The organism is Bacteriovorax sp. DB6_IX, assembly GCF_000447775.1.
In the GTDB taxonomy this organism is placed as follows: Bacteria; Bdellovibrionota; Bacteriovoracia; order Bacteriovoracales; family Bacteriovoracaceae; genus Halobacteriovorax_A.
The window spans coordinates 1-15,224 of record NZ_AUNJ01000121.1; the positions used below are offsets into that span (position 1 = coordinate 1).

The 15,224-nt window shown below is 37.0% G+C and carries 15 protein-coding genes; 6 read left to right on the forward strand and 9 right to left on the reverse strand.

What is annotated here, in order from left to right; all coding sequences use genetic code 11:
- On the reverse strand, positions 1-636 hold a 636-nt coding region (locus M901_RS03750), incomplete at its 3' end, for a hypothetical protein (protein WP_021276865.1).
- 108 nt (positions 637-744) lie between these two features.
- Between M901_RS03750 and M901_RS03755 the strand changes: the two genes are divergently transcribed.
- Complete coding sequence (locus tag M901_RS03755) at positions 745-1,104, forward strand: response regulator (protein WP_021276858.1); 360 nt, start codon at positions 745-747, stop codon at positions 1,102-1,104.
- 6 nt (positions 1,105-1,110) lie between these two features.
- Positions 1,111-2,247, forward strand: coding sequence for a hypothetical protein (locus tag M901_RS03760; protein ID WP_021276864.1), 1,137 nt, complete (start codon positions 1,111-1,113; stop codon positions 2,245-2,247).
- Here M901_RS03760 and M901_RS03765 read toward each other — a convergent pair.
- From M901_RS03765 to M901_RS03775, 3 genes are read right to left on the reverse strand one after another with little or no spacing between them, the layout of a single operon-like run.
- Complete coding sequence (locus M901_RS03765; protein WP_021276866.1) at positions 2,244-2,699, reverse strand: GNAT family acetyltransferase; 456 nt, start codon at positions 2,697-2,699, stop codon at positions 2,244-2,246. The two genes, M901_RS03760 and M901_RS03765, sit on opposite strands and share 4 nt — an antisense overlap.
- 31 nt (positions 2,700-2,730) lie before the next feature.
- Positions 2,731-3,027 carry a cytochrome c gene (locus tag M901_RS03770; RefSeq protein WP_021276857.1) on the reverse strand — a complete coding sequence of 99 codons (297 nt, stop codon included), beginning with the start codon at positions 3,025-3,027 and terminating at the stop codon, positions 2,731-2,733.
- Between the two features lie 55 nt (positions 3,028-3,082).
- Positions 3,083-3,748, reverse strand: coding sequence for a hypothetical protein (locus tag M901_RS03775; RefSeq protein WP_021276859.1), 666 nt, complete (start codon positions 3,746-3,748; stop codon positions 3,083-3,085).
- A gap of 57 nt (positions 3,749-3,805) precedes the next feature.
- Here M901_RS03775 and M901_RS03780 point away from each other — a divergent pair, with 57 nt between their 5' ends.
- Positions 3,806-4,423 carry a thiamine pyrophosphokinase gene (locus M901_RS03780; RefSeq protein WP_021276861.1) on the forward strand — a complete coding sequence of 206 codons (618 nt, stop codon included), beginning with the start codon at positions 3,806-3,808 and terminating at the stop codon, positions 4,421-4,423.
- Here M901_RS03780 and M901_RS03785 read toward each other — a convergent pair.
- Positions 4,413-6,752 (reverse strand): penicillin acylase family protein, encoded by a 2,340-nt coding sequence (locus M901_RS03785; protein WP_021276855.1) that lies wholly within the window; start codon positions 6,750-6,752, stop codon positions 4,413-4,415. The two genes, M901_RS03780 and M901_RS03785, sit on opposite strands and share 11 nt — an antisense overlap.
- Positions 6,753-6,819: 67 nt before the next feature.
- Between M901_RS03785 and M901_RS03790 the strand changes: the two genes are divergently transcribed.
- From M901_RS03790 to M901_RS16210, 3 genes are all read left to right on the forward strand, one after another.
- Positions 6,820-7,509: a heparan-alpha-glucosaminide N-acetyltransferase gene (locus M901_RS03790; RefSeq protein ID WP_034720125.1), complete on the forward strand. Its 690-nt coding sequence runs from the start codon at positions 6,820-6,822 to the stop codon at positions 7,507-7,509.
- 65 nt (positions 7,510-7,574) lie between these two features.
- A complete protein-coding gene (locus M901_RS03795; protein ID WP_021276860.1) occupies positions 7,575-9,200 on the forward strand; it encodes a cytochrome c biogenesis protein ResB in 1,626 nt (541 codons plus the stop codon).
- Between the two features lie 9 nt (positions 9,201-9,209).
- Positions 9,210-10,733, forward strand: coding sequence for a cytochrome c biogenesis protein (locus tag M901_RS16210; protein ID WP_021276863.1), 1,524 nt, complete (start codon positions 9,210-9,212; stop codon positions 10,731-10,733).
- Between the two features lie 52 nt (positions 10,734-10,785).
- On the opposite strand, the gene M901_RS03805 is transcribed toward M901_RS16210, so the two are convergent.
- From M901_RS03805 to M901_RS03820, 4 genes are all read right to left on the reverse strand, one after another.
- A complete protein-coding gene (locus M901_RS03805; protein ID WP_157679807.1) occupies positions 10,786-11,985 on the reverse strand; it encodes a hypothetical protein in 1,200 nt (399 codons plus the stop codon).
- Positions 11,986-12,090: 105 nt separating this feature from the next.
- Positions 12,091-12,816, reverse strand: coding sequence for a DUF3050 domain-containing protein (locus M901_RS03810; RefSeq protein WP_021276854.1), 726 nt, complete (start codon positions 12,814-12,816; stop codon positions 12,091-12,093).
- A gap of 54 nt (positions 12,817-12,870) precedes the next feature.
- Entirely contained in the window at positions 12,871-14,685 is a 1,815-nt protein-coding gene (locus tag M901_RS03815; protein ID WP_021276862.1) for a hypothetical protein, read from the reverse strand.
- 127 nt (positions 14,686-14,812) lie between these two features.
- Positions 14,813-15,224 (reverse strand): hypothetical protein (locus tag M901_RS03820; RefSeq protein ID WP_021276867.1); only part of this gene is annotated, 412 nt, incomplete at its 5' end.

Consider the following 15,224-nt stretch of genomic DNA (forward strand, 5'->3'; position numbering starts at 1 on the left):
CTTTACCTCTGCACCTTCTGTATCATGATCAAGAGATGGTAGAATGGCCAAGAATTTTAACAAGTGAACTCTTAGGAGTGCATAATTAGCAGTGAGAGAAAGAGCAAAATCAGAGAACTTCTCAAAGAGAACAGGTCTATAAGAATTGAGATGAATAAGAAGCTTCTTAGTAATTTCATCACTCTTCTTTTTTAGTGTCTCTGTTTCAAGCTCTTCGAGATCACAAAGATCTTCTTTTACTGTTACAATCTGACTGATTCCCGGATAATCTTCAGGCTTTATTTCATGGATATATTCAACATGCTTCTTATAGGCCTGATAATTTTCATCAAGATCAAGGGCATCTTTATTTTCATGACTGGCCTCAATTTGATCGAGAATAAAGACTTCGTTAAAAAGTCTAACTGATGCTAGCCTTAAAGTTTTCTGTTCAGGATGGATACTAAGAAGATAATTGACACCTTCTAAAATCACCTGAGTACGAAACGCAGTTTTAAACTTTGTCCAAAACTCTAACTCACTCTTTACAGACTCTTTTAAAGAGTCATTTTCAGTTAAAGTTTCTTTTAAATAATCATAGCAGTAGAATTTCCAATCTTGATTGAGTGATAATTCACTGAGTGCTGGAATGTGCATTAAAGTACCTCTTCGAAAGATCTTCATTTTTTGTTTTTTTTGAAAAATAACGGTATAATATTTCTCATATAAACACTTACTTGAAAACAAATTAAACGGACTTAACTCATGGCAGCAAACATTGTACTAGTCGACGACGATGAAAAGATTGCAGAACTCTCTGGACAATCACTTATTTCCAAGGGCTATGAAGTCGAAGTCTTTACAAATCCGACAGAGGCCATGGAATATATCCTGTCACACCAGGAAATTGAGGTCGTTATAACAGATAATATTATGCCTGGACTCAATGGACAGGAACTTATTGAAAACTGTTATAAGAATAGACCAGAACTTAAGTTTATTCTGGCAACTGGTGACGATAGCTCAGGAATTGAAACCGAAAAGTACCAAGGCTCCGTATGTATTGTGGCAAAGCCATTTAAGAGAAAAGATCTTATTGCGGCCATTGAGAACTTTAAAAACTAGACAAGTATGCAAAGATTGAGATTTGGTCTTCTATTCATCCTTCTCTCTATTAGCTTAATAACTAAAGCTAACGGAAATTACACCCTCAAGGACTTAGAAGTCTTACATGCTCAAAAATCTTATAAAGAGTATCTCCTTCATGCCTTAGATATCAGACCCTCCCTGCGCAATAAGCAGTGGGAGAAAATGACTGTTGAAATGGCCAGCGATTATGTGGACCAACTCTTAAAAACTAAGGTTGTCACGAAGAACTCCTTCGATTTTATCGAGTCATTAAACAATATCCCAACTTTAAAAAATGATGACTTCTATCAACTTAAAAGAACTCAGTACGCCCATGCCTTCTTTCTAAAGTGCTTGAACACAGAGTGCTTAACACAATTTAAGGAATACTGGAGAACAAGTAAGCGAAACCCTGAGTACGACTTCAAATTCTACGAGCTCATTCGCTCAAGGGATGAAGACCTTGTTCAGACGATCCTACCTCACTTCACAAAATCAAATGTGTCACAGTTCTACTGTAATAAGAAGTACGTCATCAAAGACTTATTAGATCTCACGGATGCTCCCTTGAGAAAGGAAACAATTGAAAATTCATCTGTGGTAGTAAATCGTTATGCCAACAAACTCTGTATTGAGAGTATGAAAGAGGACCTTATTGCCAAACTTAAAAGTCCGAAAGTTGAAAACTCAAAGAAACACATAATCTTTCGTCTACTAAAATCTCACCATCTTCTAAATGCTGAGGATGAGGATATTTTTCTAACACTTTATATTCTTCAAGGCCCTATTGTTGGAGAAATCTTCAATCTTGCATGGAATAGACTCAGTCTTCTCTCACAAGACTACTCAAGAAGACAAAATCTTCTAAGAGCACTGACTCAATTTGACCTCTTACCTGGAGAGATTTTTTCTCATCCAGACCAAAAAAAGAGAGATACAATTGTCTCTTATATTGGAAAGCACTTCCCTGAATATCTTGATTTCTATGTCAGAACCTGTATTCAATACTTCTCAGGAAAAGGTGACTACCCTCTAGGGAACCCAACTCTAGAGTGTGATGACTTGATGAAAGCGGCAAAAAAAAGGTCCTGGATTCAGGACCATTTGAAGATTCAATATTCGGGATCAAAGAAACTTTAAATATCTTTAATCCACTCAGTCGTGTGCCCTTTTAAACCAAGCTTGCGATCAGTTTTCACATAACCATGACTCTCATTAAGAGAATACTGTCTAAAGTTATCTATAGCACAATAGTGAATGATTTTCTTGGCCTTCAGTTCATCGGCCTTGCGTTCAAAGTAGTCCATAATTCTGTGAGAGAATCCACTACCTTGATGTTGCATTTTAATTGATGTGTTCTTACAGTGAAGTTCTTTCGACTCAAGCTTACAAAAAGCTGCTGCAATAATTTCTTCACCTAGATTAACAGAATAAAGCTTCCATCCATCTTTTACTTCTCGGCGGATATCATCTACCGTCCACTTAAAATCTGGGCTGTCAGAGAACGCATCAATATTAAATTCATAAACGTTCTTGATATCTGTGTCTTTTGTGACCTCTACAAAAGAAAGGTCTACGGCATTCCCTTGCATATTATCCTTCCTAGCTATGATGTGAATGTGACTACTTTAGTCCAGAGACGTAAGCGGCCAGATCCTTAAAATCTTGATCTGATAAATTTTTGATAAATGGTAACATTGTTGGGTTCTTTCTCGCACCCTTTTTAAAGTCTACAAGTGAAGAGTAAATATACCAATCAAACTGTCCAGCAATTCTTGGTGCCTTCATCGCCTTATTTCCCTCACCTTGCTTACCGTGACAAGAAATACATTTTGCATATAAAGATTGTCCCTTACCTGCATCTTGAGCAAATGTAGAAACTGATAATAGAATTAGTACTGATGAAATAATGCCCTTCATATTTTATAAACCTCACATAATGTACATGTATTGTATGATATTAACTGTTTATCACCTATTGAGCAACCAATTTTATCTTCGTGCTGCACAAAGAAAATTGGAGATACTCAACAATTCTTGTCATCAGGACCTCAAAATACTTATGTGAAAGAAAGTCCTCTCCACCAGAAATAATTATCTCATCCTCTTCAAGAGTTACAAGTTCTAATTGTGTTGTAAGAATTTTCTTATAGACAGGCCTGATTTTTTCTAGGCATTTTTCAACCGCCTCAATCTTCTCCATCAAGTTTAACTCGTCCCAATCTAGCAGGAGCGCTCCTTGCTTCATCAGTAACGCATTGACCAATCCAGAGATGAGCTCTTCAATGGCCTCGTTAAACCATTTACGAGATGCCGTAATATCTTCCCATGCAGGAAGGTGGTTCTCATCACGTAAATAACTCTCTGTTTCACGAAACGAGACTTTAAAAAGATGAGCAATCCCCACCTTTGAGACCAATTCTAGTGCTGCACAAAGTAAAGAATGCTTCTTTGCATCACTATGACTCTCATCAAGCTTGACTGCAAATTCTTGAAAATTACACTCTTCATCAAGATGGAAGTAAAGATCTGCACCTAGAAACTTATCGCTAACCAGATGAAGATCATGCTTATCTAAGGTCTTATTTGTATATTTAGAAAGAACCTCTTGCGCTCTTTGGGAAATCTCAACTTGAGTCATTTTATATCCATGCTAATGTTCTAGTGTTTATTCTGATAATTGCTATATAATAGGTCCATGAACATCGTTGAGCAATTTAAAACTCTTAAAAACCCCGTTATCCAAATCCTTGGCCCATGTGAATTTGATCAGGGATTACTTAAAAGCCTTCACTCTATTTTAGTCGATGGAGGTCTTAAGCATTATGACAATCCCTTGATTCAAAATAAGTTAAAGATTGCCGTTGGTGACGGGGATTCAAATACAACGCAATATCACCTAGATATCACCTACCCAACAAATAAAGCATTTAGTGATCTCCAAGGAAGTCTTGAATTAATTTCAGCAGATTGTGAAAAGATTTACTTGCTAGGTTTTCTTGGAGAGAGAAGAGATCATGAGCTTAGTAATATTTTAGAGCTCAGTAGATTTTGCCAAGAAAGAAGGAATTTTACAGTTCAATTAGAAGATAGAATCCAGGTTCTTAGTCCCGGCAATCATACCCTTATTATCAAGGGATCATTTAGTGTCTTTGCTCTTTCTTCTAATAAAATTTCGATGGATGGTCAGCTCAAATACCCATTAAAGGACGAGCAACTCACCCCCCTCAGCTCTCATGGACTCAGCAATATTGGCTCGGGAATTATTAATGTCGAAGTCAGCGGCTCGCCACTGCTCATCTACCTTAATTACTAAGTAGTTCTAAGCGTGAGTGAAGATTTCTTTTTATATCGAGAATATTCAGTAGCTGCTCTCTATACTCACCTTTTAAAAACCTCTCCCTTTGATTATCAAAGAAAGGACTCAGTTGATGCCCAGAATTTCCAAGTGGTAAAATCCCAAATGACTTGGCAGGATTAGCAAAATCAACAATTCGTCTTGTACTAGGACCAGACTTTACAACATGCCCATTTTCACATCCTTTACGACGGTTATGATTAATCACATTAATGGCCCCATCAACAGGATATGGACCCAAATTAAAGAACTTTCCAAGTAGTTTGCTCATGCCAAAAGGATGAGGGTATTCAAGAGTGTGAATTCGTCCCCAATTCCATTTAGAGATATCGGGTCCTAAAGTCTTTGAAAGATCGGCCACTGTTAACTTAAAAATCTTTAAAATTGTCTCATCTGCACTTTCAACTTTCTCTGTGCGAATATCATCCCACCACTTATTTTTAAGATCATTAAATACTCTTTGATGGAAGTACCATGATGCAGTTGAGTGGCAATATTGAAGGGCATCTTTCTTATCGAGCTCATCAAGAACTTCGGGAAGGAATTTATAATTAAAGTGATTGTAAATAGTCGCAGCTATATTATTGCTATCACTCTTACCATTCCACATACCAAGAGAGTTCATGGCCTTAACTTCCAGAGGACTCAGTTGGCCGCTCGACTTCTTTACACTTTCAAAAATAATTTTCTTATACTTTAAAGCATAGATATCAAGATTAGATGTTTGCACCTTTTGCATTGTAACAGGAGTCCACTTTTTCTTATTCTTTAAAATTGCCTCAACAGTGTCATATCTATTCTTAGGATACCAAAGTCCTCTTAAATCAACTTGAACATCCTCTGGCTTATCATTTGTTGAAATCAACATTCCTGATTCTGGATTAATTCTATGAGGTTTTAAATCGTAGTCATATATGCCAAGAATTTCGTGATCACCAGAGTTGATGACATTACTTAATTCAGGATGGCTTCTTTTTAGGTAGGCACCAAAAATAAAGTGCGCAATATTTCCCTTACTATCAGCGTAGAGAATATTCATTCCCGGAGACTGCGATAGAGAAATGGCCTCTTTCACTTGTTGCATCGACTTTGCATAGTTAATCTTATGAAAAGTCATTAAAGGTCGATTATTATCTAAATAAAAGGCCCAATTAATAGAGAGTCCCTTCTTTTCTAAGATTGCATCGGCCACTGGACCACGAACAGTTATAGGAATATCAATAATAATATCTTTCTTTCCTCTGACTTTAATAACTTCTCGATGAACTTTTAGCTCTTTCTTCTTTCCATGAAACTCATATGTCTCTCCTTCAATCTTTTCTTGATAGAGATCCATATCATCGGCATAGGACATTGTGAGTCCCCAACCAAAGTCGTAATTATGTCCCATCGCAGGATAAGGAATAAGCGGAAGGAAGTGACCATACATTTCATAGTCATCTTCTTCATTAGAAATATGGGCCTCATACCAAATATTAGGAAGAGAAAAGGTAATATGGGGATCTGATGAAAGAATAGGTGCCCCACTTTCAGATCTTTGACCTGATATGACCCAGGCATTTGAGCCCTCAATTGGAGAGAGATTTGAAAGAATTTTATCAACCCCTACAAGCCTATCTAAAGAAATCCCATCAAATAGCGAGACTTCTTTCTTTTCGATAGTATTCCCCATAGAAGTTAGCATCGAAAGATCACGATTCTCAACAGTTTTCACAATGCGAGTATGGAGCTGGTCCTCTTTAAACATAGGAGAAAAACTATAGGCCAAGTACGTATAGACAAAGTAAGCATCCATGATGCTAAATTTGGCCGGACGAGTTCTAAGAATCTTATACTCAATAGGTAGAGGATAGTTTTCAAGATAGTAATTTAGCCCGTCAGTATAACTTTTGAAGTCGTCGATAATATTTTGTGGAAGAGTGGCCAATCTCTTCTCAAAAGTTCTACGACCACCAAGAACACGAAAGAGCTTATCTACTTCAACGGTCTTAGGACCAATAACCTCAGCGGTTTCTCCTGCTCCGGCCCTTCTAATCATATCGTATTGAAAGAGACGATCACTGGCCTGAACAAAACCAAGCGCAAAGTACATATCCTTTCTCTTCTTAGCATAGATATGGGGTATCCCCTCTTTATCTCGTAAGATCTCTACCTTATCTTCAAGCAGTGGAATAACAATTTCTCCTTCCATGACAGGTTTTGAAATGATCAATACCGTTGTTAAATAGGCCGCGACACTGGCCACGACAAGAATGAGAAAGAGTGAAACAACTTTAAGTTTCTTCATATTGAGATTCCTAATAAGAGAATGATTCTAGTATGTTAATTCATAACTTTTTGCTAAAATATTACCAATGGTAGATACAAAAAGTAAAAGATTCGAGTTCATTGATTTTATTAGAGGTTTGGCAGTCCATCTCATGGTCTTCTTTCACTTCTTCTACGATCTCAATGTTTACCGATTTGTCTCTATCGATTTTCAAAGAGAGCCCTTTTGGTTCTATCTTCCACGATTGATCGTCACTCTCTTTCTCTTTTCGGTAGGAGTGTCACTGGCCCTGGCCCATAGAGATGGAATAAAGCGCATTCCCTATCTCAAGCGTTTAGCAAAAATTGGAATTGGTGCTATCATCATTACAATCTCAACTTATTTTATGTTTCCAAAAAGTTGGGTTTACTTTGGGACACTGCACTGCATCTTCTTTGTCACAATCTTTATCACACCACTAAGACACTTTCCTAAAGTCTCTTTGATTCTGGCCCTCATTATTTTATCTTTAGAAGCAATAGGTCATGATATCCCCTTTTGGATCATGGACCATGCTTCAATGGACTATATCCCACTCTTTCCTTGGATCGCTGTCGGCCTTATAGGAATCTTTGCTAAGTCTATGAATGTTCATCGTATTGCTATGCCCAATAATCGTTTCACAAGACTCTTTATTGTACCAGGAAGGCATGCCTTCATCATTTATATCATTCATCAGCCTATTCTCTTTAGCTGCGTTTACCTCGCCCATAGAATTGTCAACTCTCTGTCATAAGTTCGTGTTTTTCTAGCCGAAACAACTCCACTATGGTAATCCTCTACTACGATTAAAGAGGTCATATGAATAATTTGTATAACAAAATAGAAAGAACTATTGGTGGTCTAAAGTTTGCTGTTTTCATCATTCTTATTTTTTCACTAATGATGACAATTGGTACATTCGTTGAAAGTTACTATGGAACAGACTTTGCGAATAGGATCATCTACAAGACACCTTTTTTCATGGGGATCCAATTCTTCATGTTTCTCAGTATTTTATTTGCAACATTTGTTAGGCTTCCAATGAAGAAGAGACTCTATGGATTCTATGTCATCCATACAGGTCTTATCGTCATTGGAGTAGGATCATTTGTGACATATATTGCAGGTATCGATGGAACAATCCACCTTCCACCGATGACACCGACAAGACAAATTGTTCTTAATGATGATGTTATCGAAGTTGTTATGCCAGATGATAATAAGAGAGCATCATTAAACCTTCCCTATGCAGCGCTGACTAAAGACCTGGATGTTAAGTATGGAGATATTGAAGTTATCAAGTATCTGCCTTTTGCTGAAAAAGTCTTGAGTTGGGAAAACGAACTTGCTAAGACCAATTCTCCAAATACCCACTCTTCACAGTATAATATTGCTAACGATAATGTGGCCGAAGACTTTATTCTCTCTCTTCATCCAGAGTCTTATGACTTTAAGGCCTCGATGACAATGGGACTTCTTAATATCACTTACCTTCCAAAGGCGATGGCAAGATGCTTTACTCTTCCAAATAAGGACAAGCTTATCCTTTGGAATTCAGTAGAATCTGTCTGTACAACAACCGAAGAACTTGGAATCAAAGTCCAAAAAACTTCAACAGGTAAGAGATTCTTTGCTATTAAAAATGGTGAGACTGTTTACTCATTCCTGCCAGATCTTTCACCATGGGCCATGGACCCGGATTTAAGACCAATTCAGAACTCTCCAATTAGAGTCTTCTCGATGGAGCTTTTTGAAGAGAAACCTCACCTCTTCCTCTTTGGAGAAAGAGCGGCTTTCTACGATAAAGATGAAAAGAAATGGCTTGTACAAGCTTTTGATAACAAGAAGCAGATGGAACTTCCTTGGATGGGCTTTACACTCACTCTTCTTCAACACCATGATAAGAAAGTACCGACATATCTACCGAAGGCAACGCTACCAATTCAAAAGAATGGGCAACTAATCAAAGGTGACTTTAAAGCAGCAAGAGTAAAAATAAGAGATAATGAATACTGGGTTACCAATGAAAGACCAGTGAGTCTTCTTATCGATGCTAAGAAAGTGAATATCTATCTGACTAAGAAGTCGTTTATGCTGCCATTTGAATTCACTCTGTCACGTTTTAAGATGGAAAAAGATCCTGGTACCAACTCACCGGCCAGTTATGAATCATTCGTTGATCTTTTCACAGATTCAGGAACATCAAATCACCATATTTATATGAATAACCCTTTAAAATATGATGGATTCACATTCTATCAAGCTTCTTACTCTCAAGATCCTGAAACGGGACAATATAGCTCCACTCTTTCAGTAAACGTGGATCAAGGAAGGCCAATTAAGTACCTTGGCTCACTTCTTCTCGTTCTAGGATCAATTTGGCATTACGCCTTAAACAATAGATCACGTAAGAAGGAAAATGATATTCTGGGTCTCGACTCATAAGGAGTAATAATGTCAAAGTTCATGCAGTTTATTGCCGTATTTACATTTATGTTTTCAGTCCAGGCCACTGAAACTTATTTCTGTACAAATGAATTAGGAAAAATGCCAGTTCGTCAGGGTGGAAGAATTAAGCCTTTAAGCGTTCACGCCAAGGAGTCTATTAAGCACCTCACAGGGAAGTCTAAAGTTGGTGATCTCTCAGCAGTAGAGGCCTACTGTCTTCTTTCGGCCAAGGCCTTTGGAATGCCATCAAAGATGGAATTTAAAGGTAAGCTAGAACATAGAGACACAAGAAAGCTCTTTGATGGAAAGAAAGAGATGAGCTATGAAGAGCTTATGCAAGAGCAGAGAACAATTCGAAGTGCTTGGATGAGAATTAAAGAAGATAATGGGGCAAAGAAAGACCTCAATAGACTTCTGGCAAAAGTAAATCTCTATCAAGATATAACAGCAGGTAATAACTGGACCCTACCTCTAATTAATGGTTCAGAGACAACTTGGGTTCCACTCGCATCTTTTCTCACAGAAGAAAAAGTGATGGCAATGAAGGCCTCTTCTTCAAAGCCATTTGAAACACTATTTAAAAATGTGAGAGATGAATATATCAAGACTAATGGTGATGACTTCATGCTTGAGTACCAATACGACAAGATGCAATTAATGAGAGTGGCAATGCTAACAACTCTTCTGGCACTTGCTGCACTAGTACTCTTTAAGAAGTTTACAATTGCACTAAGCTTCTCAGCTATTACCCTTATCATTCAAACGATCTATCTTGTGATGAGAGTTTATATCTCAGGGAGGGCCCCTGTTACTAATATGTATGAAACAGTCATGTTCTCTGGTTACGGTGGATTATTCCTGGCCATGGCCATTGGACACTTCAAAAAAGAGAAGGCCTTTATTTATATGGGGCTTGGGTATAATGTTTGTTGTTTAATGATGTTAAACTTTGCAGGATCAATGGTCAGTGAGTCAATCAGCCCACTGGTTCCTGTTCTAAGAGATAATTTCTGGTTAAGTACTCACGTAACGACAATTATCCTTTCTTATGGAGCTCTTGCTCTTAGTTGGATCATGGCAAATACAATTATTATTAAGAAGTTCTTTTCAAAACTCTCTAAGAATGATGAGGCCTATTATAATGATCTCATTTATACGAGTTTAAAGTATGGGATCGTCCTTCTAGCTGCAGGGATTATTCTCGGCGGTGTTTGGGCCGACTATTCATGGGGAAGATTCTGGGGTTGGGACCCAAAAGAGACTTGGTCACTTATTGTTCTTTGTATCTATATGGCCATCTTACATGGAAAATATACGAACTGGATACCAGGTCATCGATTTGCACATTTAATTGCAGCGGCCTTTATGAGTGTTATGATGGCATGGTTTGGTGTTAACTACATCCTGGCCAGTGGATTACACTCTTATGGATTTTCTGAAGGTGGAGCTATTTTCTTAGGGACATTCTTTACAATCCAAACGGTCATTCTACTTATTACTTTAAAAAGTTCTAAAACATCTGTCGCTTAAATAAAAAAGGCCATGCTATGCATGGCCTCATTTTTATTCTTTTCTTATTCACTTATTCTAAATCAAAAGCATTAATATACTGAAGTCTTAAATTTCTTGCAGCTTCTGTATTTCCTTTCATTAGGAAGTTTGTAAGTAGTGCCCCTTCAGTAATCTGCTGAGTCTCATAGTATGATTTAATATAATCATTAGCAGTATCTTTAATAAAAGCAGGAAGAGAGACAAAGCTTAGTCCAAGTCTTGCTAGAGTTAGAACTGATCTTAATCTTCTAATCTTCTTAGGTCTATCAAAGTTATATGCAATGGCCGGTTTAGAGTCGAACATATTATTCTTATCGAAGAGGTTAACAATAACTCTCTCACCATTAAATTCAACTTCTTGGAAAGCATAACTATATCTCTCGCCAATTGAAGTATACAGATGCTTAAAACCTCTTAACTTATTAGAACCAACTCTAAACCCTGCATAGAATTGGCTTGAACCATATCTGGCCCAGTTAAGTTTTGCTCTACTTGATTCCCAAAATGCATACCACGGAATTCTTGACTCATAAATTGATGAGAAAATTGAGTCAGCTTCTTCCTTAGTCAGTCCAAGTTCATCAGCAGTATTTAGCTCTAAGTAAGTCAGAAGATTATTTTGGTGATATAGTCTTCTCTTTGTCATCATATGCTCGATCTGAACAATAGCATATGAAGCCGTATTTAAAAGAGGAATTGTACTAAGTTTCTTTCTTGCATAATTAAGTGCCCAAGAAACAACCTGATGAGTTACCGCTCTTTTGTAAAAGAATGAAGCATTATCTGGTTTTGCAATTAATTGAGGATCGATATAGAAGAAAGCTTCTTTAAGTTTCGACTCAAACTTAGCAAGGACATCATTGAATGCTGGATGCTCGAATACTTCAATAAAATCAATATTTCCTAGCTCTTTCATAGAAAGAACAATATTTTCTTTATTTCTATCTGCACGGTTTCTTCTTCGGATTGAATTGGCATCATCATAGAGAAGATCTCTCATTTGCTCATCGTAATTCACCCCTTCTTGTTGAATAAGGGCCTGCTCCGTGAGGATTTGCTCTTTAATATATTTAACATAGTTTGAAATTTTGAAAGAACGTGAAAGTGACTTATCTCTAACCGCAATAAGTTTTCCGTCTTCTCTTACAAATTCATATCTTTCAAAGAATTGGTCATTGGCCGCGACATTTAATGTCAAAAGGCATAGAACGAGCCCAAGAATCTTTCTCATCATTTTCCTCCGTGAAAATAGAACTATAATCTTAATGATTTAATACTATTTCATTCTAAAGGCAGATGAGATTTCATAAAAGTAAATGTAAGAAAAGAAGAGAATTTAGCCTTCTAATTGACCGAGTATATAAGTCCACATCTCATCTCTTAATTTGAGAGAGTAGATTGCGGCCTCATGTCCTTCACTAATTCTTTGCTGTGAGTTATCACAAAGAATATCAAAACACTTCTGTGCAAGATCTCCATGATGATCACCGTCTAGTTCAATGTGGCGCTCTAAGTAGAAGAGCATATTTGGACAGTCGACTTGCTTACTCTTAATTTCATTAACTAATGGTGCGAAAATATCTGGAATAAGTGCTTCTCTACCATGGAAGAAAGCAGCTGCGATCTTGTGACAGTCACCACTTTGAGCGAGTGCAATATTATATGAAACAAAATTCTTAATAGGAGCTGGTAGGTTTGAATCATCCATTGTCTCAAGGAAGTTTTGAATAGGATAAATATCGGCCCCTACTTCTTTCATGGCCTCGAGATACATTGTAAAATGATCTGTATATCCACCCTTACCATCAATATCACTTTCCTCACCTAAGACAATCTCGTTTACAAAGCGTACAAGATCTTTGGGATAAGGAGAAGGTTTCCAAGGCAGCTCAACACAAGTCACTTCTCTTTGTAGACCCTTTAAGAGTGACATAAAATCCCAAACGGCAAAGACATGCCATTTCATAAATTCTTTAACATGCTCTCTAGTCTTTATCGCTTGATAAACGGGATGGTTCTGTAGATCTTCGTGTAGTGAGTTAATTTTTTCTATTGTGGCCATGTGTCGAAATTACTACAAAGCCCCACTTTTTGAAAAGTAGAAAAGAGCTAGACACTAAGCATCATCCCCCTGTTTTTGATCAGTTTCTACCTTTTCGTCCTCTTGCTGAGCTGTTTCGGCCTCACTCTTGACCTTTTCATTGAGTTCTTTGAATGCGGCCTCTTCCTTGGCCCTCTCTTCTGATTTATGAGATGTGTAAATCTCATTAACGTAACGTCTCAATTCTTTCTTCTCAACTTCACCTATTGAGTGAATTAAGCCCTTGTATTGAAGAGATTTTCCCTCTTTAATGAATTTCTTTTCATCTTGAGCAATTAAGCGAACCATCATCTTGAAAGGCTTCTCTAGGTAGTAATTTCTCAACTCTAATTCAGTGTCACATAGAAAATAAACCTCTGATTCACTAATGGCCTTCATCTCAATATTATGATCATAATAAGCGCGACTTAGTGGGCTCGATTTACTCACATAGTAGCGGGATTCAATGAAGTCATTCATAGTAAGACGACCATGCTTAACAGGATCTTCTTTTCTTAATTCTAGAATTCTATTATTGATATGCTGTTCAAACTTCTCATCTTGTTTCTTTTCAAAGATCTGGGCCATTTGAAGAATGATATCAAAATTGATTGGACCAGGATTAGTCAGAATAAGCGCATATTTGAATGTATCTTGAAAAGCTTTAGAAGAATAATTCTTACAATTGAAGATAATAATGAATGGTGTATAGTCTTCAATACTATTTACTTTTTGAACAAGCCTTCCAAATAACTCCGTCATTTGTGATTCATTCTTAGCAACCATTTCATTATGTTCACTCTCTGAGAGCTCTATACCTTCATCAATACTAGGATCATTGATTTGAAAGACAATAAGATTAGGAAGATACTTAACAATATTAGAGAAGTCCTCGTCAAACCCTGTCTGGATTCTTACTGTATAAGGAAAACTATCAAGCTTTCTTTGTTCATGAGAGAGGAAATCAATTTCCCTATCAACCAGAAGAATTTTAGTTTTCTTGGCCACTTTCGCGTCCTTATTATAAAGAACCCAGTCTTTATACTTCTTCTTCAAGCGCTTTAACTTATCTTCATGATCATTCTTCTTTTGATCCATTTCAAGGCGAGCTTTCTTCATCTCCTTTTCACGAGTTTCTTTATCATCAATCATCATGGCATCATCAAGTGCCGTGTTTGAAAGAATTAACTCGTCGATAAAGTTAAGTTCCAAGTCATAATTATACTTATAATTGTAGTAGAGATCTTTAGTTCCACGTTTGCGAACAAGAAAGACATCTGATTTATTATAATCTTCTGGTATATTTGTTCTGAGCTTAATTTGGTCACCAGCTTCAAAGTGGCAGTCACCTTCAATGTGGAGACTATTTTCACCAAAGTAACCAACTCTAAAAACTTCTGTTAGCTTTGACTGGTCTTTAAACTTGGCCAAAGCAAAGTCTTTTTTCAAGGCCTCTTTCGGATATCTTAGAACATAGGGGTGATAGATAACATCATGTAACTCTCCGCCTTTAATAAAGACGAAGTCAAAATCATAAAGAAGAGTTTCCTCGGCATGCTTTTCGTTATCAACAAGTCCTATGAGTGGGATAACGGCCAAGCTATCAATCCTCTTTAGATAGAGGGCAAGTTGAAACATAACTTTTGTAGATTTTGTGAGATCGATATAGATAAAATCAGGAGCTTGCTCCATAACTTCGACAATCTTCGTATTAACAAGGTCTTCATTGAAAATAGGAGAATGAATAAAGTCTAGATCAACATGTTGGTAATTTTGCTTAAATCGTTGCTCTAAGGCCTGCCAGTAGCCACGATCATCACCAATTAATAGTATTCTTTTCGATTTCTTCAAATTACATACCCTTTAAGCTTCTAGCTATATTTTAACCACTTATTAGAAGCCTCTAGAGTTTTCAGTATCTTACAAAACAATTGAAAAAGAAAAGTAAATTTTATGACCACAATTTTTGCCACATCAACTAAACTTCGAAGTCATCGTAATCTTGGGCAAAGAACTCGTCCAATTCCTTTGTAAAGAACCTTCTTACAAAGTACTGTCCTACACGTATCGTTGTCACAAACCCAAAGTTTTCCAGCTTTCTAATGGCCTGATGAATCTCCTCAATTTTCATATCAAGTTGATTCACCATTTCAGTCAGCGACAAGAGCTGAGAAATACCGTGTTTCTTATAGAGATTAGGACGACACCACACTCTTCTATAAATATACATCAGAACAATAACTTCTGATCTTGAAAGCTTGAAATCTACCAATACCTTGTCAAAGAAGATATCTGGGATTTCTGAATGTGTTGGGAATAGAGTTTCCTCATTCTTTGAAGGTAGCACGTCCTCATCATCACGATGCTTGTGAGTTGCGATAATAGAATGT